The following is an 18586-nucleotide window of genomic DNA, read 5'->3' on the forward strand; positions in this document are numbered from 1 at the left end:
GGCTCCTTCCTCTTTCAACGTCTCACTTGCGGTCGAAGCTGGCGCGGACGCGATGATGTAAGCACTGGCTCCTGGTGCACTAAAACCGCTAGCGCCTACCCGGCTTGAAGTTCGAAGCCTTTCGTTTTTCATGAGCGACTGCTCATGTTTGTGGGATAGATTTGCCGCTGCTGCCATGACTAATTTTATCTTGAATGTCAGCCGACGCGAACAACGTTGGTCTGTCCGTAGTAGCTAGCTCTCACACTCGGTGCAGTACTTCTGTCCGTTGGTTTCCCGGGCGAGTTGGCTGCGGTGGTGGACCAGAAAGCATGACATACAGGTGAACTCGTCGTTCTGGATGGGGACGATCTCAACCTGGAGTTCTTCGCCGGAAAGATCAGCGCCAGGGAGCTCGAAGGCATCCGCCAGTTCGGTTTCGTCCAGGTCGATCGTATCCGTGCGCGCTGGGCTTTTGGCCGGTGCCAGCTCGGCAAGGGGCAGTGCCTGTTCTTCCTCTGTCAGGACCCGGGGCGTGTCGTAATCGGTGGCCATGGTGGTGAAACCCCCTTGTGAAAGTGCGGTGTGTTGATATGTGCGACCGTTGTAACCGCAAGTCCATGCTTCGTATTCCCGCACATTTCACCAGGCTCTTATCGGGGCGCGAGAAGTCCCGTGCGCTGTAGCCAGGACTCGACGTCGGCTCCAGCGTTGCGGACTTCTTCGCCTTTGACTGCCAGTCCTTCGCCGATGGTTGCCCCTTGGCAGGATTGTCCGTAGTCGCGGGCGGTGTTGCCCAGCCCGCTCATGGCATGGGTGGTGACCGGGTACACGGTCCTGCCGGCGAAGTCGTAGCTTTCCGTGAAAGTGGTCATGATCATTGGCGCCCTGACGTTCCAGATGCCGCTGGCCAGGATCACTGTGTTGTATTGCTCCATGGAGGCCAGCGGGTTGAGGATCGCAGGGCGGGCGTTCTCGTTCTGTTCGCGGGAATTCCGGGCGACTGTGGCGTCATAACTGTCCGGGTATGGATCAGCGGCCTCGATGCGGTGTACCTGGCACGGGATCAGCGTGCTGATCATGCCGGCGAGTACCTCAGTGTTGCCGATCTCCAGGTTGGTTCGGCCGCCGTAGTAGTAGTTTTCACCCGCCCGGGAAAAGTAGGCGAGCAAAATACGCTGACCGCCGTGGTCCGGACCTGTGGTGATTGGTGACGGCGTGCTGTTGGGTGAGGGCATTTCGGGTGTTCCTTGGGGAGTGCAGGCGGCTGTTGCAGCTGCCAGCAGGGCGCCGGACAGCCCGGCGGCCGCCCCGCGAAGAGTGGACCGCCGGCTGACGCTCAAGGGGTGGGTGGCCATGGGTATCTGGCGGCTAGTTGTATCGACGGCCGCCGAGCCAGCTGACCATGGCGGGGTCGCGGTGGTCGAAGAAGAGGCTGGCACCGGTATCCAGGGTGGTGATCCGGGTCATCTCCAGGTTTTGGGCCATACGCTCGGGCCGGACCGACTTGGGGATGACCACGACGTCGCGTTGGATGAGCCAGCGGAGCACCACCTGCGCTACAGACTTCTCGTGAGCTTGAGCGATGGCGCTGAGGACCGGATCGGTGAAAATGTTGTTCTTGCCCTCGGCGAACGGTCCCCAGGATTCGATCTGGACGCCACGTTCGCGCATCAGTTCCTGATCGCTTTCGCGCTGATGGAAGGGGTGCGTCTCAATCTGGTTCACCGCGGGGACGATTTCGTTGTGGTCTATGAGATCAACCAATCGATCCGGGTGGAAGTTCGAGACGCCGATGGCGCGGGCAACTCCTTGCTTGTTCAAGTCCTGCATGGCGCGCCACTCACTGTAGTAGTCCCCGAGCGGTTGATGGATCAGGTAAAGGTCCACGTAGTCCAGTCCGAGGCGGTTCATCGAATTCTGGAACGAGTGCTTGGTGTCGTCGTAGACGCTGCCGGTGGGGGCGTGCTGTATCCAGAGTTTGGTGGTGATAAAGAGTTCTTCCCGCTTGATTCCGCTGGCTTTGATGGCTGCGCCCACGGCGTTTTCATTGCCGTAGGACGCTGCGGTGTCCAGGTGCCGGTATCCGGCGGCGAGGGCTGATTCAACAGCGGCTTGGGTTTCTTCTTCAGGGATCTGGAATACGCCGAAGCCTAGGATCGGCATTTCGACGCCGTTGTTGAGGGTGACATTTTTCATCGGTTTTTCCTTACTGTGGTGCTTGGAACTTTTGCGGTAGTCGTTTGGGCGGCCAGGTAGTCGTCGTCGCTGACTGGTTCGAGCCACGTCGCCGAGTGCCCGTCGTCGTGCTCAACCATGGCCAGGTGGCACATATGGCTGTCCTGTGTCGCGCCGTGCCAGTGTTCCTCTCCGGGCGGTGTGTGGACCGTGTCTCCGGCCCGCATGAGGATGACTTTCCCGTCGCGGCTGGCCACCAGCCCCATGCCCTCCGTGCAGTGCAGCAGCTGACCTATGGGGTGGGAATGCCAGTTCGTGCGTGCTGCGGGATTGAAACGGACCATGGCAGAGTTCAACCGTGAGGGACTCTCACCAGAGTGCAGGGTGTCCAGATACACGTCGCCAGTGAACTTCTCGGTAGGTGCCTTGTTGGTTGGGCCTGGAATTGCGAGGCGCATGTTTGTGATGGTGTCCTTCCATAAACGGCTCTTACTCAAGACAACCAGCCCTTTTAGTGGCGTGGGAGAGCCTGTTGTGCGGTGTACTGGCAGTTCCTGTTAGGCCGTTCCGCTTTCGCCGTAGCCTAGAAGACATGGACAAAACCAACGACGTCCGCGACTTCCTCATGAGCCGCCGGGCACGCATCACCCCGGCCCAGGCAGGGCTGCCCGCCTACGGGGGAACCAGAAGGGTGGCTGGTCTCAAACGCGAGGAAGTAGCCATGCTCACGGGCGTCAGCACGGAGTACTACGCCAAGCTCGAACGAGGTAGCCTGCGGGGCGTCCGTTCTCGACTCTTTAGCCCGGGCCTTGCAGCTCGATGAAGCGGAACGGGCACACCTTTATGACCTCGCCAAAGCGGCAGCGCCCACCGCAGGGTCCGCTTCGCGGCGTGCACGTGCGGATGTGCGCCCAAGCATCGAAAGAGTCCTTGCAGGGATGACGGGAACGCCTGCCTACGTCCGGAACACCCGGATGGACGTCGTAGCCGCCAACAGCTTGTGTTTCGCTCTTTACACCGAGATCCTCAGCCCCGAAAAGCTTCCGTTGAACCTTGCCAGGTTCATGTTTCTGGATTCGCGATCCAAGGACTTCTTTGTCGACTGGGATACCCTGGCCGACGACTTCGCAGCGGCCTTGCGCACAGAATCCGGTCAGAACCCCCGGGACCGCGCGTTGAACAGCCTCATCGGCGACTTAGCCGCTGGAAGCACCGAATTCTCAACACGGTGGGCCCGGCACAACGTGCGCTTCCACCGCACAGCCCGCAAGACGATGCGCAACCAACTTGTAGGCGAGATCGAGCTCACCGGAGACGCCCTTGAGCTTCCAGGTGAAGGACTAACGCTTATCGCTTACTCTGCCGAACCTGGCAGCCATGCCCAGAATCAACTCGATTTTCTGGCCAGCTGGAGCGCTGGCAAGAACAACCCCCTCGAACAAGCACCGGTCAATCCGCGGACGGCCTGATGGACGTGTCAGTCTAGGACAGCTCGTACGCAGGACGTGCCGCGCCCCGCTCGGCACTGTGCACCTGAAGGGCGTGGCGCATGGCTTGGCGGTTTTCTTCGGCAAGTTCAGGCTGGTCGGCCACACGGTAAAGGTCCGCTGCCCATTGAAACTCATCAGCGGCAGCACGGAAGCGGGCTTCGTCGAAGAGTCGCCGGCCAATGTGGTGCCGAACGTAGGCTTCCTCTTCCGGTGACCGGACTGTTCGCAAGGCTTTTTCGTGAAGTACGGCGGCGTCGTGCCAGCGGTATTGACGTTGATTGATCTGCGCAAGGACCAGCAGCAATTCCCGGCGGTCGGGCGATTCGGGCAGCAGCTTGAAGCCCTCGTCCAGAGCTTCAGCGTCCCGGCCGAGTAACGCCAAGTACCTGACTCGTTCAACGGGTGGACAATCGCCTGCCAAGGCAGCTTCCAAGGCTTGTCGGTTGATCACCACGTCGCGGAACGTCGCAGGGTCAGTGCGCCAAAGACTTGCAGTATCTTCCACCGTGATGTGCCCCCCATAGGCTTGTTACGGAGCCGACTGAGTCGCAGCACTGTCAATGCCAGGCTGCCGGAACCTCCATAATCTCATGAACGGTGCCGCCCGCAAGCTCACCGGACCCGGCGGCCTCAGTGGAGCTGGCTGTCCGGTGCTGTAGCCCGCCAGGAGTGAAAGGGAACAGTGAGCCCCGAGCGTGTTGGGGCGCAGGTAAAGGGGCCGGCGGCGGCCACCACTTCGGGGGCCATAGGCACAACCCGTACGAGTTGGAGTTCGTTGCCGCCGGAAGCTGCCCGGATGGTGAGGGCGTCGCCGGAGCGGCTGACCCGTATGCGAACCCGGCCGCCGTTCCATTCGGGAACAGGTGCCAAGGACCAGTCCGAGAAGCTGTCGGTAACCACCGCGCCCAGTTGAGCGGCGCCGTCGGCGAATTCCACGCCCGCTTTGATCCAATGCTCGGCAGTGACGCGGACAAAGATGCCCGCTTGGTCGAACTGTTGGGAGAACGCGGCCGTGAACTCAACCTCCATGGCGCTCCTGCGGGAACGGAGCGAGCAGCGCGTGCTCGGTGTCGTGGATGAAACCGTAGGACGTGACGCGCCAGGCGTCGCTGCTTTCGGCGGCGGTGACCAGGAGGTCACCTTCCTGCTCGACGACGGCGGCTGGCTGGTTGGTCCACTCGCCGCGGTTCCAGGGGATGAGGGTTGTCACGGGGCTCCAAACACTTTTCCATGTTGCATTTCAGTGCATCGACTCGATCAAATCAGATGTTTGAAGACATTCCAGCCTGTTCCGATCGGGCCTCTTCCTGAAAGCCCGGCGTCGACGTGGAAGTCAGGGCTGTACAGGTGGAGATCGCCCTCCTGATCGATTCCGATGACATCATTTCTGGGCCCGCGCGTGGCGTTGTAGTTGCCCCAGTTAGGGCTAAATACGCCTGCTCCGCTGATTTCGCTCATGACATCCCATCCAGGGCCAACTATCGACGGGGATTTCCAGTGGCCGAGTCCATCGGTCGGGTACTGGTAAAGGACACCGTTGTGGCCACGGGCGAAGATGTCCACACCCCCGTCGGCATTGGTATCTCCGGGGGCGACGATCTTGTCGAAGATTTGCCAGCCTGAGCCAACTTGTGAGGGGCTGAGCCAGCCTCCTTGACCGTCGCCGGGGTATAGGTGAAGGTTTCCGCGAGGATCGCGGGCCAGCACGTCGTTGTTCCCGTCCCCATCGAAATCTCCAGCGCCGACAATGGAATCAAAGATGTTCCACCCTGAGCCGACTTGTGAGGGCAGCAGCCAGCCGCCGTCACCGTCGCCGGGGTATAGGTGAAGGTTTCCGCGAGGATCGCGGGCCAGGACATCGTTGTTTCCGTCCCCGTCAAAATCGCCAGGGGAGAAGACTGTGTCGAAGATGTCCCAGCCAGTTCCAACCACCCTGGGCTCGTCCCAGGAGCTGCTGTAATGGCGTGCGTTGCGGCTCATGTCATAGAAATCCCAGCGGGACTCATAGGTCCTGGGGTAGAGGACAAGCTCGCCGTCGTCGGTTCGGGCCAGCAGCTCGAAGTTTCCGCGGCCTGTCCATCCTGAAGCGCGGGTGGACGCAGCAATGGGGGCGGTCTCCGCACTGTGATAGGTCTTAGCTCCCGTGCACAAGCCTTGAACGTTGAAAGAGATCCGGTTACCGCGGTCCTCTGGGATGAGTTTCAGGAACTCTCCTTGGCGTTCTGCCGGAAGGGGCACTCCGTTGCTCAGCCATTCGATATCGAACCGAGGACTGGTCCCTACTGGTGCGCAGCTGCCTATGCTCGTGCTGGCCTGTCCGATGGTCAGTTCCGAGCCCACGTACGGCATTCCGAACATCAAGGGCTCGGAGTCCCCTGACTCTGCGGAGGCCGGGGCGCCACCGGCTACCGCCGTACCCAATAACACGGCAGCAAGAGCCGCCGACTTCAACGCAAGAACACGAAAAGCACGCATGATCCCCCAAGTCCTTCAAGACAGGCACTATTTCCCCTGAGCGTAACAGCAGTCACACGGGCGCCCTATGAATATCCAAGTGCAGGGCAAACCCGGCCGGAACGACGGCCCGAGTGCTTGAAGCCCGCTGTCATAGGATCGGTCTTGCGGCGACAAGGGGAGATCATATGACAGCGGGTTCCATTAGCGAGTACATCCGAGAAGCACATCGGGTTCTATCCGACTCCGGACGCGATGGCGCATTTCGCGGCACAGCTCAGTGACTACGGAACCACGGACCACCTAGTCCAGCTACGCCACAGCACCCCACTTCCCCTCGATCTCCTGCGCGAGATCATCACTTGGCGGTTGGGGCAGCTGAAACGCGACGAGGACTGAGTCGTCCGGCATTGGCTTCGCTTCAACTACCCGTGTTCTCAGTTGCGCCCACGTGGCTCTGACTCCGCGCACTGCCAACGCGACGGCAAATGATGACGTCATCAGCACAACTGCTGCGACGGCAATGATCATCACGCCAACTATGTGAACCAACAGGACGGCGGACATTACTAAGGTGTGTGGGTCAACAAGTTCCATTGCTGATCAACTATTCCGCGTACTGGAGGCTGGTCAGGAGGGCCTTGAGCTTGCTGTATTGCTCGGTCTCCATCCAGGCAGCAGCGCTTTCGGGTGTCATGGAAACTTCGATGTTGGCAGTCGCTTGGGCTGCCCCGTTGCCCATGATCAGGAAGCTGCTTGCTGAAGTGCTGTCCGGGCCCTCGGTCAAGAGGCTATCCACCACCACACCCATGAAGTATCGGGTGTATTCGGTGTCGAACGGGTATTCGTCCTTGAAGAAGGCGAAGTAACCGGCGCCGCGCTGGCTATCAAAATTCGTCAGTGGCTGGGAGTCGAGGATGGTGCGGTTCACGGGCCCGCCCACGACGCCGCCGTAAATACCGCTGTCGATTTCCGCTACCTTGATGCCCGTTTCGTCATGGATGTGCGCTTTGGCTGTTTCGTAGTGCTCACCGTTCAGGTCCAGGGGTGTTTCCTCGGTTTGCGCGGTCCAGCCCGCCGGCAGCAGGAAGGAGATGTGCCCGTCCGGGAACGTGTACAGGCCGCTCACCGGGAAGTCCGGGGAGACGTGCGGCGTTGAAGGTTCGGTGGGTGTTATCGGCGCTGCTTCAGGCGCAGAAGGAGCAACGTTCGACGGCGGAATGGTCGCCGGCGGTGTCGGAGCCACCGGCGGCGCGGTAGCAACGGGCGGGGCCTCGACAACCGGTGCCGGAGCAACCTGCGGTGCTTCGACAACCGGTGCTTCGACAATCGGCGCCGGAGCAACTTGCGGTGCCGCCACAACCTGCGTTGACACACCCTGTGTTGCCGCGTCAGCGGCAGGCTCCTGGGCAGCGGGTACTTCTACCAACGGAGCAACGGGCAGCTGGACGAATGCGCCGGCTTCTTCGACTGTAGGTGTTAGTGAGTTACTGGCGACCGGGCTGGAGGGGGCGCAAGCTGCCAGCGTGAGTGCCAGGGTCAGCGTTGCGAGAGTGGCGTACTTGGCATATCCGGATCGACGGTACTTCATTTTGGGTTCCTTCCCCCACGGAGTGATCGAGCAGTTCTTGTGCTCATACATGTTGTTTCCGGAAGGGGTCCTTTGATTACACGCCCGACAAAAATCTTTTGGAGAGACCGTTCGGCATGGCATCCGATGGCGAGGCGCTCTGCAAACCACCCAGTGGATAGGCTTGGCAGAGTCCAGCCGATAGTTAGGAAAGAACTGAGCATGTATTCGGAGCGCGAGCGCCGCAACGATGCCGTGTATGCCGAGCATAAAGCGGCGGTCGCAGCGGGTGAGAAGCGCGTTCTCCGCAACACCAGCACGGGCGAGCTGCACAGCTATCCGGCGGACGAAATCGGCTTTACGCCAGGCAGCGGGCAGGCTCAGGTCAGCACGTGGTGGGGTATGGGGATCCTCGCGGTGGTTGCAGCCATCCTCACTGTCTTCTCGGTGGTGTTGTTGCTGGCGCCGCTGGCAAGGGGGCAGGCTCCCATGTGGGGCGGGCTGTTCCTTACCGCTCTGGCTGGTGGCTTCACCTTTTATGCGGTCACGCTGTCCTGCCAGGAGTATCGGGCGACGCAGCTCCGGAAGTTGCGGGGTTCTCCAAAGCCGAGCTCCACCGGCAGGGTAGACATACCCTCAGATCATTAATTCAACCTGCCCTGGGGGACATCGGAATGAGTCGTGGGACAAAAATAGGCTTGGCCCTGCTTGCCTTGCTAACGCTCACGGCCGCGGGCTGCGATGAGCGGCCATTCACCCGCGACTATGCCCGGTCCACTCCAAACTCGGCCATTCAGGTGGGTGAGAAGAAGGATAAGACCTGGGAGTACGTGGACCGGGAAGGTGTATTGAGGGAGCTCAGCACCTGCGAAGACTTAAGTCCGTGGAACGTTGCGTACCGCTGTACCTCGCCGGACGGCACAGCTGAGCTGACCTTCAATAACTCGAAATACGGCATCGACGAGCCCACACTCCATATCGGGGGCGAAACGGTGTCGCTGTTCTGCACCAATAGCGGATTTTGGGGCGACGGGCTGAGGTTCTGTATACCGGCGTCGGACCCTGCCGTCCCGCCCCAGCCGGTTCCTCGCCGCGATTAGTCCTGAGGGTCTTTCAAGGTTGCCTGCCCATGCGGTGCAGGTTCCACGGCAGGCTCGGATTAGGTCGCTTAAGGTCGACTTCAGAACACGTTCTGAGTTAGTGTGGACGCTATGAGCGCTGCAACAAAATCACACAGAACGTCTCGTGCTACCGAAAGCTCGGAAACTTCCGGGTCGGTCAAAACACGCACTTCTTTCCAGTCTTCTGAACTTAGCCGCTCGTCCGCGGAGGTATTCGCGGCAGCTGCCGACCATCCTGTTCAGGTCACCCGCCGTGACGGGGAGTCCTTGGTGTTGATGTCGGAAAGCGCAGACGCGGCACGTCGTTCTCTATTGGAACTGGCTGCTCAGCTCGTTGCCGTCTCAACCAGTGCTGAGGGTACGCTTGCTGCACGGATGAGTGACCGCTTCCCCTGGATGCTGGCACTGAGCCCGGCCGACCAAGAGGCGTGTGCAGCTGATGTTCTGGCAGCTGCGAGGGCATCCTTTGCCACAAATCAGCCCCACTTGGCCATATCGGAGCTGAGCTCGTGGCGGGAGACCGCCACTGCCATCGCCGCAGGACTTGGTCGTGAATCCCTTGAGTGGCTCAAGGACCCGGGCGCAGTAGAGCGACCGTAGAAAATGGTGAACAACGAAAAGAAGAGCGACAAGGTCGAACGACCAACAAAAAAGAGCGAATACGAGTTGCGTTTTGCCTCGGTGCAGGCGCAACGGGGTTGGACAGACCTCAAAGCAACGATAAGAAACCCCCTAGCCGATGTGTGGGATTTTCTGACCCAGACACCTGAGCAGGTGACCCCCACTAACTATCGCCTACGCGGTGAACTTGGCCTAGTTAGCCGCAACGGGGTCACCCATGAGAGATGGCAGCACAAGCCAACGCTGAAAGGCAATGCTCGAATTTGGTTTTACGTTGTGGATCGAACGGTCTTTCTAGAGCAGGTCCACACGAGTCATCCCAACCAGACCAAAGCTTGATTGCTGAGGCCGCGGTGGATGCTGCGATTCACTCAGAAATGTCCCGGACTTAACGGGGCTAGACCGTGCGGGTCAGGACGGATTAGGGGATCCCGTGCGAGTTGTTGTCGCCGTTCCGCTGGTCGGTCGCAGCAGCGGATTGAGGACACTGTATGAACTTCTTCGATGACTTTCCCAAGCCCGATCCCATGGAACGTGCCAAGAACGCGAAGTTCGTACCCCCTCCGTGGGTTGGGCCGCCGCAGGACGAGCTCCCTGCGGTCTTGCACGTAGGGCAGTTCCTATATCGCAGTCCCACACGGGTTCTGATGGTCAAGAGCGCGGATGTTTACACCACTGGTTGTTCGGTCCAGCTGGCGTGGATCATTCGTAGGGGTGAGGAGAGCGAGGAAGAGTGGACCGCTCTTCACGCGTCGGTTTTCCAGCACGGTCCTGGGATGGGGCCCACCAGCGCGGACCTGCAATTGCTGTTGGGCGTCCAGCTACCGGATGGAACCAGCGCAAGGACGGGCATCTATGGCTGGGGTAGACCGGTGGATCTCGACAAGCAGCCCGAAGCTCCGGCACTGACGTTCCGCGGTGGCGGGGGCAGCAGCAACGACGACGAAGTCTCGGCCTCAGGCAACCTGTGGTTGTGGCCACTGCCGGCCGACGGTGAACTGCGGTTGCTGGCGCAGTGGAAGGCGCTCGGCATTGAGGAGTGTTCCGTTGCGATTGACGGAAGTAACTTCAGTTCTGCTGCGGCCCGCGCACAGAACCTCTGGCAGTAGCTCACGAAAAACGCGTACGACGGCGTTGCTGCCGCCGCCCCCGGGACGGACGGTGGCGGCTACGGAACAAACCTGTAGCCCATGCCCGGCTCGGTGATCAGGTGCCGGGGGTTACCGGGCTCTGTCTCGAGCTTGCGCCTGAGCTGTGCCATATAGACGCGAAGGTAGTTTGCTTCCTTTGCGTAGGCGGGTCCCCACACCTCTGTGAGGAGTTGCTGCTGGGTAATGAGTTTGTCCGGATTCCTGAGCAGGATGTCCAGAATGTTCCACTCCGTGGGGGTCATACGAACGTCCTGGCCTGATTTGGTGACTTGTCTCTTGTCCAGATTTGCGGTGAACGAGCTGGTTGTCACCATGGTGACTTCTTCGCTGGAGTCGTTTCTGCGGCGCAGCAACGCCCGGAGTCGGGCCAGGAGTTCATCCAGCCCGAAGGGTTTGGTGATGTAGTCGTCAGCTCCAGCGTCCAAGGCCTCCACTTTGTCGCTGGACCCATGTCTGGCTGACAAGACCAGAATGGGTACGGTGCTCCATTCCCGCAGGGCAGAAATGACGGCTGTGCCATCCATATCCGGGAGCCCCAGGTCCAGGATCATCACCGAGACGGGCCGTTGAGCGGCTGAATGGAGTGCCGATTGCCCGTCGGTTGCCGTAACAACCGTGTACCCCTGGCCCTTCAACGTGATGGCGAGCGCCCGCACAATGTGGGGGTCATCGTCCACTACCAGGATGGTGTTCACTCGAGGCCTTTCGGGGCAGGCAGGGCAGGAATTCCAGGGGCTGTGAAGCGTTGCGGCGCATCAGGGGTTGGGCCGGTTGAAAGGGGCAGCCTGATCAGCATAGTCAGCCCGCCGCCAGGCGTTTCTTCCGCGGTGAGGGTCCCGCCCATGGCTTCAGTGAAGCCCTGTGCCACGGCGAGTCCTAAACCTACGCCGGTGGCTGCAGGAACGTCGTCGAGCCTTTGGAAGGGCTGAAACATTTTGAGCACATTGGCCGCGGGTACTCCTTGGCCGTGATCGATGATCCGGAGTTCGCTGGCTGGCCTGCCGGCCAAGGTGGTGGTGCTGAGACCACCGGCGGCACCCACTATCACAACGTCGGAGTCTGGGGCGTACTTCACCGCGTTTTCCACGATGTTGGCGATGACTCGTTCCAACATGCCGGCGTCGGCGTCCACCGCGGGCATGTTCGGTGGCAGGTCCACCCGGACCCTGCCGGGCGTGATGCCGTGCAGGGCAGCGGGAATGACGTCGTACCAGCGGAGGGGTTTGATGAGGGCGTTCACGGAGTCTGAGGTGATGCGGGACATGTCCAGCAGATTCCCGACCAGCCCGTCCAATCGGTCCGAGCATTCATCGATGGTGGCCAGCAGTTCCTCTTCTTCCTGTTCGGTGTACTTCACACCTGGTTGGCGGAGGCCTCCCACTGCGAGTTTGATGCCGGCCAGCGGAGTTCGCAGATCATGGGACACGGCTCGCAGGATGGATGTCCGCATGGTGTTGCTCTCGGCCAGGCGCATCATTTCACGTCGGGTGGCTGCGAGTTGTCGGCGCTCAAGCAGCGCCGCCAGGTGTGCCCCGAAGGCACCCAGGAGCCGGAGGTCACTGGCGGGCAGGACTCTGCCGGTGAGGACAAGCCGGGTGTTGCCGTCAACCTGCTCGATGTTCTCGGTATCGTCCGGGTCAGTCTCTGGGCTGCCCGCCGATGCCACCAGCTGCCACGAGGCGGACGAAGAACCGGATGTAGAGGAGGATGCGGAGGCGGATGCCGCAGCAATGTACAAAGCTGCGGTGCGGACCTGGAAAACGTCCAATGCCTGTTCCAAGAGACCTTGGACGGGGTCTTCCGCGGTGGACGCTCCGCGGGTGAGATCCCCGAGGGTGGCCGCTTCGGAACGGGCCCGTGCGGCTTCTTTCGATCGCCGGGCGGAGAGGTCCACCACCAGGGCCACAGCGGAGGAGACCCCGGCAAATACCATGAGGGCCAGAAGGTTTTGGGGGTCGCTGATAGTCAACGTGCCCAGCGGCGGGATGGAGAAGTAGTTCACCAGGAAGCTGCTCCAGAGTGCCCCCAACAGGGCGGGCCAAAGTCCACCGATCAGGGCGACGGCAACGGACCCTGTGAGCTGTACGAGCACCGCCGTGGCTATGTTGTGGGACGGTGCCACAGCCAGCAGTAGTTGCAGCAGCACCGGCACCACGAGGGCCATGGCGAATCCCACTACTACGCGCGCACGGCCAAGGTCGCGTTTCCGGGTGCGTTCTATGCCGCGGCCTCCCAGCGGGTGCGAAACCATGTGCACATCAATATCACCGGAGCCCTTGACCACCCGGCTTCCTACGCCACCCTTGAGAAAACCGGAGACGAGCTTGTGGCGTGAGACTCCCACCACAATCTGGGTGGCGTTCACACTGCGGGCGAAGTCAAGCAACGCTTTGGCGGGGTCCTCGCCGGACACTGTGTGGTAGCTTCCGCCGAGGTCCTTGATCAAGGTTCGCTGGGCTTCCAGATCGTGGGGGGATTCGGCAGCCACGCCATCGGCAGCGCGGACGTGGACGGCCAGAAGGTCGCCGCCGTTGACCCTCTTGAGGATCCGGGCTGCCCGTCTGATGAGCACTTCGCCCTCAGCGCCGCCGGTGAGGCCTATGACGATGCGTTCCCGGGCGGGCCAGCTCTCCTCGATGTGGTTCTCGGCCCGGTACCGCGTCAGTCCTTCATCCACCCGGTCTGCGAGCCAGAGCAACGCCAGCTCGCGCAATGCCGTCAGATTGCCCACCCGGAAGTAGTTGGACAGGGCGGCGTCGATCTTGTCGGATGCGTAGATCTTGCCGTCGCCGAGCCTTTGCCGGAGCAGTTCCGGTGAAATGTCCACCAGATGGATCTGGTCCGCGAGGCGCACCACCTCGTCGGGTACTGTTTCGGCCTGCTTTACTTCGGTTATCGCGCTGACAACGTCGCCCAAGGAAGCCAGGTGCTGCACGTTCACGGTGGACAGGACGTTGATGCCTGCCTCCAACAGCTCCTCTATGTCCTGCCAGCGTTTTTCGTTGCGGCTGCCGGGAATGTTGGTGTGGGCGTATTCATCCACGATCGCTGTGTGGGGGCGCCGGGCCAGGACCGCGTCCAAGTCCATTTCCTCAAACGCGCTGCCCCGGTACTCGATGACCTGCGGGGGCAGGGTTTCCAGTCCATGGGTGAGAGCCAGGGTGTCGGCGCGGCCGTGGTGCATGGCGAAAGCCACCACCACGTCCTCGCCCCTGCCCAGCAACCTGTGGGCTTCTTCGAGCATGGCGTAGGTTTTGCCGACACCCGGTGCGGCCCCCAGAAAAATCCTCAGTGTTGCCCGCGCCATGTCCTCATTCTTCCACTGTGAAAAGCTAACTAGTTCCGGCTTGCGGCCAGGTTGGCGATCTCCAGATTCAGCAACGTCACGTTGACTGATGGCTGGCTGAGGAAAGCCTCAAAGCCGCTGGTGGTTTGCTTGTTTATCAGCTCTTGGACGTCCTGTGGTTCCAACCCGTGGGCCCGGGCAACCCTCGGTACTTGGATGGTGGCGTAGTCCTTGGAGATGTGCGGGTCCAGTCCGGACCCGCTGGAGGTCACGGCATCGGCTGGGACCTCCTCAGGGCTGACGCCCTCGGACGCCGCAACTGCTGCGCGGTTAGTGGTTACGGTCTCCAGGAGCTTGGCATCGTTGGGTCCAAGGTTGCTGGCCGAGGAGGTTGCCGGGTCCCAACCCACTGCGGAGGGCCTGAGGTGAAACCACTGCGGGTCCTGCGTTCCAGCGTCATCCGCCGCGGCTTGAGCGATGAGCGCGGACGCCGCAGCCTGCCCGGAGGAGTCCTTCACGATGGACCCGTTGGCTTGGAACGGTGCGGCAAGCTGTCCTGCGCCGAAGACTGCGAGGGGGTAAAGCAACCCCAACACGATTGTTGCCAGCAGCAGGAACCTGATGGCCGTGCCCGCTTGGCGGAGGTATCCGGAAATGATGTTCATGAGTAGCTCCTAGCCGATGCCTGGGATCAGGGAGATGACCAGGTCTATGAGTTTGATGCCGAGGAACGGGGCTACCAGCCCGCCCAGTCCGTAGAGCAGCAGGTTCCTGCCCAATGCCTGGTTGGCGGAAACTGCCCGGTACTTCACGCCGCGCAGCGCCAAGGGAACCAGGGCGATGATGATGAGGGCGTTGAAGATCACCGCAGACAGAATGGCCGACGCCGGACTGGCCAACCCCATGATGTTCAGCAGCCCAAGGCCAGGAAAAGCGGCGGTAAACAGTGCCGGAACTATGGCGAAGTACTTGGCTACATCGTTGGCGACGGAGAACGTGGTCAGAGCCCCACGTGTAATGAGCAACTGTTTACCGATGCCCACGATGTTGATCAGCTTGGTGGGGTCCGAGTCGAGGTCCACCATGTTGGCGGCTTCCTTCGCGGCCGGTGTCCCTGAATTCATGGCCACCCCCACGTCCGCTGCCGCCAAGGCCGGGGCATCATTGGTGCCGTCACCTGTCATGGCCACCAAACGTCCTTCACCTTGTTCACGGCGGATGACGTCCAGTTTGTCCTCGGGCGTGGCTTCGGCCACGAAGTCGTCGACGCCGGCCTCGGCTGCTATCGCTTTGGCCGTCACCGGGTTGTCACCGGTGATCATCACCGTGCGGATACCCATTTTGCGCAGCTCGGCGAAACGGTCCTTCATCCCGGGCTTGACCACATCAGCCAGGTGCACGGTTCCCAAAACCCGGGCGCCGCCGTCGTGCGTGGTTTCGGCAACCAGCAGCGGCGTGCCACCTTGGGCGGAAATTTCCTGCACGCGCCGCTGGACTTCCGCTGGAAGACGGCCGCCGGCGTCGGTGACGAAGTTCCCGACGGCGGACGCCGCACCTTTGCGGATGAGGCGCCCGTCCAGATCCAAACCGCTCATGCGGGTGCTGGCCGTGAACTCCACTATGGCGATGTCGGAGTAGGCGTTGCGGAGACCGGCAAGGTCGGGGCCGTCTGTGCCTTTGGCGTCGGCGAGCTCCACAATGGAACGGCCTTCCGGTGTTTCGTCCGCGAGGCTGGACAGCCGGGCAGCGCTGATGAGTTTGTTCAGCTCGACGTCGTTGGCCGGGAAGAAATTGACGGCCCGGCGGTTGCCGTACGTGATGGTTCCCGTCTTATCCAATAACAGGGTGGTGATGTCGCCGGCTGTTTCCACCGCCCGTCCCGAGGTGGCCAGGACGTTGTGCTGCACCAGCCGATCCATGCCAGCTATGCCGATTGCCGGGACCAAAGCGCCGATGGTGGTGGGAATCAGGCAGACCAGCAGCGCCACCAGGACGATCGGCGAGGGCGTCGCATCCGCCAGGGACGCGAAAGGCGCCAGGGCCATGGTGACCACCAGGAACACGATGCTCAGCGAAACGAGGAGGACGTGCAGGGCGATCTCGTTGGGGGTCTTTTGCCGGACGGCACCCTCCACCAGTTTGATCATCCTGTCGATGAAGGTTGCCCCGGGTTCAGCTGTAATGCGCACCACGATCCTGTCAGAGAGGACCTTGGTGCCGCCGGTCACGGACGATCGGTCTCCGCCGGATTCCCTGATCACGGGCGCAGATTCGCCGGTGATGGTGGACTCGTCCACACTGGCCAGGCCCTCGATGATCTCTCCGTCGGAAGGGATCACATCCCCGGCCTCACAGATAACCACGTCGTTCAGTTTCAGATCTGTGCCGGGAACGTCTTTAGTGGTTCCGTCGTCCAACCGGAGCCGGGCCATGACGCCTTGGCGGCTCGCGCGGAGGCTGTCCGCCTGCGCCTTCCCTCGTCCTTCGGCGATGGCCTCGGAAAGGGTGCCGAACAGCACCGTGAGCCACAGCCATACCGTCACCGCGATGCCAAAAACGTCCGGCTTCAGGAAGCAGATGGCCGTGCAGGCCGCAGCACCCACCAGCACCACGAACATCACGGGGGAATGGATCATTTGCCGCGGATCCAACTTTTTGAATGCCACAGGAAGCGCTGCCAGAAGCGTTGAGGCATTGAGTTTGGCTGGCGCCTTGCTGTGGTGGCCGGGCTCACCCGTGGCGGGAGTGCCGCTGGTGGTGAGGGCTGATGGGGTCTCCGCGGCCGGGGCCGTCCTGGAGCTGGTCATTTGATAAGTCCTTCTGCGAGGGGGCCCAGTGCCAGGGCGGGGAAGTAGCTCAGAGCGGTCAGGATCACGGTCACGCCCAGCAGCAACGAGCCGAAGAGCGGTCCATGGGTTGGGACCGTTCCGGATGAGGCTGGGATTTTTCTTTGCCGCGCCAGCGAGCCGGCTAATCCAAGGACCAACGCGATGGGCAGGAACCGGCCCAGCAGCATGGCCAAACCCAACATGGTGGAGAGGTAGGGGCCGGAGCTGGTGATGCCACCAAAGGCTGAGCCGTTGTTGTTGGCACCGGAGGTGAACGCGTAGAGCAGTTCGCTGAATTGATGCGGTCCAGATGCCGGAGCGTTTACCATCACCTCCGGGAGGAGGGCTGAGATTCCGGCGAGCACCAGCACCAACGTGGGGGTGACCAGGATGTAGAGGGCCGCAATTTTCATTTCGCGTGGGCCAATCTTCTTCCCCAGGAATTCCGGGGTGCGCCCCACCATCAGCCCGGCAATGAACACCGCAATGATGGCCAGGACCAGCATTCCGTAGAGTCCGGATCCGGTTCCGCCCGGAGCTACTTCGCCGAGCATCATGTTCAGCATCGCGATGCCGCCGGCCAAGGGAGGCAGGGAATCGTGGGCGACGTTGACGGCACCGGTGGACGTCAGTGTTGTGGAAGCGGCGAAGATGGAGCTCGCTGCCGGCCCCAGCCGTTGTTCGAACCCTTCTCCCAAGCCTCCGGCTGCTGCCGTTGCGCTTCCCTGTCCGGAAGACACTGCCCAAGCCATCAGCGCAGTGGACGTCAGCCACAGCGCTCCCATCACTGCAGCCACCGTGTAGCCCTGGCGTTGGTCACCCACCATCCGCCCGTACATGTAGGGCAGGGCCGAGGGGATCAGGAGGATGAGGAACACTTGGAACAAACTGGTGAAGACGCTCGGGTTTTCGAATGGGTGGGCAGAGTTGGCGTTGAAGTATCCGCCACCATTGGTCCCCAGGACCTTGATCGCCTCCTGCGAGGCGACCGGACCGCCGGGAATCACCTGACTGGCACCGGTTGCCGTGTTGGTCACCTCTGTGGACCAGAAGTTCTGCACGACGCCGCCAATCACCAAGGCGATTGCCGCCACCGTGGCGATGGGCAACAGGATACGGAACGAGGCACGGGCGAGGTCCACCCAGAAGTTGCCCAAACGATCAGTCGTGGTCCGCACCATGCCCCTGATCAGGGCCACCACCACCACGATTCCGACGGCGGCGGACAGGAAGTTCTGCACGGCCAGCAGGCACATCTGGACGAAGATGCCCACAGTGGCCTCAGGTGCATATGTTTGCCAGTTGGTGTTGGTGACAAAGGAGATGGCCGTGTTCATGGCTACCCACGGGTCCACGCCGGGTAGGGAATTGCTGCCGGGCAATATGGCCTGCAGGCGCTGAAGAGCGAAGATCACCAGGATGGATATCAGGGAGAAGAGCAGAACGCTGCGCAGATATACAGACCAGCTCTGTTCAGTCCCGGAATCCACCCCCGCCAGGCGGTAGAGGGCCCTTTCGGCTTTGGCGTGTTTGGTACTTGAGAAGACCCGCGCCATATACAAACCCAAAGGCTTGTGCAGCAGGGCCAGGACAAGCACCAGCACGGCTATCTGGGTGATGAAGGATGCAGTACTGAAGACCACCTGCCGTCACCACTTTTCCGGGTTGAGCAGCACTGCAAGCAGGTACCCCGCAACAGCCAAGCCAAGGACGAACAAGCCCACCCACATGATGGCATCCACGTTCATTGCCCGCTCACCGGGCCGTCGCCGTCAACCATCTTGCCCAAAAGGTGGGCCACCCACATCACGATTCCCATGCTCACCACAAGAATCACCACAACAGCCACGTCGGCCACTGGAACGTCCTTTCATCAGAGCCCCTTTGCGGGGCTGATGCCAGTCAACT

Annotated in this window: 21 protein-coding genes and 1 pseudogene; 7 read left to right on the top strand and 15 right to left on the bottom strand. The window is 61.4% G+C overall.

Features of this window, described 5'->3' with window-relative positions; all coding sequences use genetic code 11:
* Nucleotides 1–234: 234 nt before the first annotated feature.
* From AR689_RS16885 to AR689_RS16900, 4 genes are all read right to left on the bottom strand, one after another.
* Nucleotides 235–534, bottom strand: coding sequence for a DUF4193 domain-containing protein (locus AR689_RS16885; RefSeq protein ID WP_062071983.1), 300 nt, complete (start codon nucleotides 532–534; stop codon nucleotides 235–237).
* A 98-nt stretch (nucleotides 535–632) separates the two neighbouring features.
* Entirely contained in the window at nucleotides 633–1337 is a 705-nt protein-coding gene (locus AR689_RS16890; protein WP_082698015.1) for a flavodoxin, read from the bottom strand.
* Nucleotides 1338–1350: 13 nt separating this feature from the next.
* Entirely contained in the window at nucleotides 1351–2178 is an 828-nt protein-coding gene (locus tag AR689_RS16895) for an aldo/keto reductase (RefSeq protein ID WP_062071987.1), read from the bottom strand.
* A complete protein-coding gene (locus AR689_RS16900; RefSeq protein ID WP_062071988.1) occupies nucleotides 2175–2615 on the bottom strand; it encodes a (R)-mandelonitrile lyase in 441 nt (146 codons plus the stop codon). The genes AR689_RS16895 and AR689_RS16900 overlap by 4 nt, the downstream gene beginning before the upstream one ends.
* A 134-nt stretch (nucleotides 2616–2749) precedes the next feature.
* Between AR689_RS16900 and AR689_RS23790 the strand changes: the two genes are divergently transcribed.
* Nucleotides 2750–2980 (top strand): hypothetical protein, encoded by a 231-nt coding sequence (locus AR689_RS23790; RefSeq protein WP_353611610.1) that lies wholly within the window; start codon nucleotides 2750–2752, stop codon nucleotides 2978–2980.
* Nucleotides 2967–3626 (top strand): MmyB family transcriptional regulator, encoded by a 660-nt coding sequence (locus AR689_RS16905; protein WP_353611611.1) that lies wholly within the window; start codon nucleotides 2967–2969, stop codon nucleotides 3624–3626. The genes AR689_RS23790 and AR689_RS16905 overlap by 14 nt, the downstream gene beginning before the upstream one ends.
* 13 nt (nucleotides 3627–3639) lie before the next feature.
* Here the strand turns inward: AR689_RS16905 and AR689_RS16910 are convergent, their stop codons facing one another.
* The 5 genes and pseudogenes from AR689_RS16910 to AR689_RS16930 all read right to left on the bottom strand — a co-directional run bounded on the left by AR689_RS16910 (nucleotide 3640) and on the right by AR689_RS16930 (nucleotide 7692).
* Nucleotides 3640–4152: a hypothetical protein gene (locus AR689_RS16910; RefSeq protein WP_062071990.1), complete on the bottom strand. Its 513-nt coding sequence runs from the start codon at nucleotides 4150–4152 to the stop codon at nucleotides 3640–3642.
* 125 nt (nucleotides 4153–4277) lie between these two features.
* Nucleotides 4278–4857, bottom strand: a pseudogene (locus AR689_RS16915) (DUF1349 domain-containing protein).
* 47 nt (nucleotides 4858–4904) lie between these two features.
* Nucleotides 4905–6122, bottom strand: coding sequence for an FG-GAP repeat domain-containing protein (locus AR689_RS16920; RefSeq protein WP_062071991.1), 1218 nt, complete (start codon nucleotides 6120–6122; stop codon nucleotides 4905–4907).
* 291 nt (nucleotides 6123–6413) lie between these two features.
* Nucleotides 6414–6698, bottom strand: coding sequence for a hypothetical protein (locus AR689_RS16925; protein ID WP_231745562.1), 285 nt, complete (start codon nucleotides 6696–6698; stop codon nucleotides 6414–6416).
* A 10-nt stretch (nucleotides 6699–6708) separates the two neighbouring features.
* Nucleotides 6709–7692, bottom strand: a complete 984-nt coding sequence (locus AR689_RS16930) for a hypothetical protein (protein WP_231745563.1) — start codon at nucleotides 7690–7692, stop codon at nucleotides 6709–6711.
* A gap of 201 nt (nucleotides 7693–7893) precedes the next feature.
* On the opposite strand from AR689_RS16930, the gene AR689_RS16935 reads away from it, so the two are divergent.
* The 5 genes from AR689_RS16935 to AR689_RS16955 all read left to right on the top strand — a co-directional run bounded on the left by AR689_RS16935 (nucleotide 7894) and on the right by AR689_RS16955 (nucleotide 10522).
* Complete coding sequence (locus tag AR689_RS16935) at nucleotides 7894–8319, top strand: hypothetical protein (RefSeq protein ID WP_062071995.1); 426 nt, start codon at nucleotides 7894–7896, stop codon at nucleotides 8317–8319.
* A 26-nt stretch (nucleotides 8320–8345) separates the two neighbouring features.
* Nucleotides 8346–8771, top strand: a complete 426-nt coding sequence (locus tag AR689_RS16940) for a hypothetical protein (protein ID WP_156424626.1) — start codon at nucleotides 8346–8348, stop codon at nucleotides 8769–8771.
* A gap of 297 nt (nucleotides 8772–9068) precedes the next feature.
* Nucleotides 9069–9392 carry a prevent-host-death protein gene (locus AR689_RS16945; protein WP_353611612.1) on the top strand — a complete coding sequence of 108 codons (324 nt, stop codon included), beginning with the start codon at nucleotides 9069–9071 and terminating at the stop codon, nucleotides 9390–9392.
* 3 nt (nucleotides 9393–9395) lie between these two features.
* Nucleotides 9396–9752 (top strand): hypothetical protein, encoded by a 357-nt coding sequence (locus AR689_RS16950; protein ID WP_062072001.1) that lies wholly within the window; start codon nucleotides 9396–9398, stop codon nucleotides 9750–9752.
* Between the two features lie 152 nt (nucleotides 9753–9904).
* Nucleotides 9905–10522 (top strand): hypothetical protein, encoded by a 618-nt coding sequence (locus tag AR689_RS16955; protein WP_062072003.1) that lies wholly within the window; start codon nucleotides 9905–9907, stop codon nucleotides 10520–10522.
* A 59-nt stretch (nucleotides 10523–10581) separates the two neighbouring features.
* Here the strand turns inward: AR689_RS16955 and AR689_RS16960 are convergent, their stop codons facing one another.
* From AR689_RS16960 to AR689_RS22815, 6 genes are read right to left on the bottom strand one after another with little or no spacing between them, the layout of a single operon-like run.
* Nucleotides 10582–11259 carry a response regulator gene (locus AR689_RS16960; protein ID WP_062072005.1) on the bottom strand — a complete coding sequence of 226 codons (678 nt, stop codon included), beginning with the start codon at nucleotides 11257–11259 and terminating at the stop codon, nucleotides 10582–10584.
* Nucleotides 11256–13871 (bottom strand): DUF4118 domain-containing protein, encoded by a 2616-nt coding sequence (locus AR689_RS16965; protein ID WP_062072007.1) that lies wholly within the window; start codon nucleotides 13869–13871, stop codon nucleotides 11256–11258. The genes AR689_RS16960 and AR689_RS16965 overlap by 4 nt, the downstream gene beginning before the upstream one ends.
* A gap of 29 nt (nucleotides 13872–13900) precedes the next feature.
* Entirely contained in the window at nucleotides 13901–14515 is a 615-nt protein-coding gene (kdpC, locus tag AR689_RS16970) for a K(+)-transporting ATPase subunit C (RefSeq protein WP_062072009.1), read from the bottom strand.
* Between the two features lie 9 nt (nucleotides 14516–14524).
* Nucleotides 14525–16657 carry a potassium-transporting ATPase subunit KdpB gene (kdpB, locus tag AR689_RS16975; protein ID WP_062072010.1) on the bottom strand — a complete coding sequence of 711 codons (2133 nt, stop codon included), beginning with the start codon at nucleotides 16655–16657 and terminating at the stop codon, nucleotides 14525–14527.
* On the bottom strand, nucleotides 16654–18321 hold the full coding sequence (gene kdpA / locus AR689_RS16980; protein WP_062072012.1) for a potassium-transporting ATPase subunit KdpA: 1668 nt from the start codon (nucleotides 18319–18321) through the stop codon (nucleotides 16654–16656). The genes kdpB and kdpA overlap by 4 nt, the downstream gene beginning before the upstream one ends.
* A gap of 6 nt (nucleotides 18322–18327) precedes the next feature.
* Nucleotides 18328–18426 carry a potassium-transporting ATPase subunit F gene (locus AR689_RS22815; protein ID WP_082698017.1) on the bottom strand — a complete coding sequence of 33 codons (99 nt, stop codon included), beginning with the start codon at nucleotides 18424–18426 and terminating at the stop codon, nucleotides 18328–18330.
* Between the last annotated feature and the right edge of the window lie 160 nt (nucleotides 18427–18586).

Origin of the sequence: Arthrobacter sp. EpRS71 (genome assembly GCF_001512285.1) — a bacterium.
Taxonomy (GTDB): domain Bacteria; phylum Actinomycetota; class Actinomycetes; order Actinomycetales; family Micrococcaceae; genus Arthrobacter.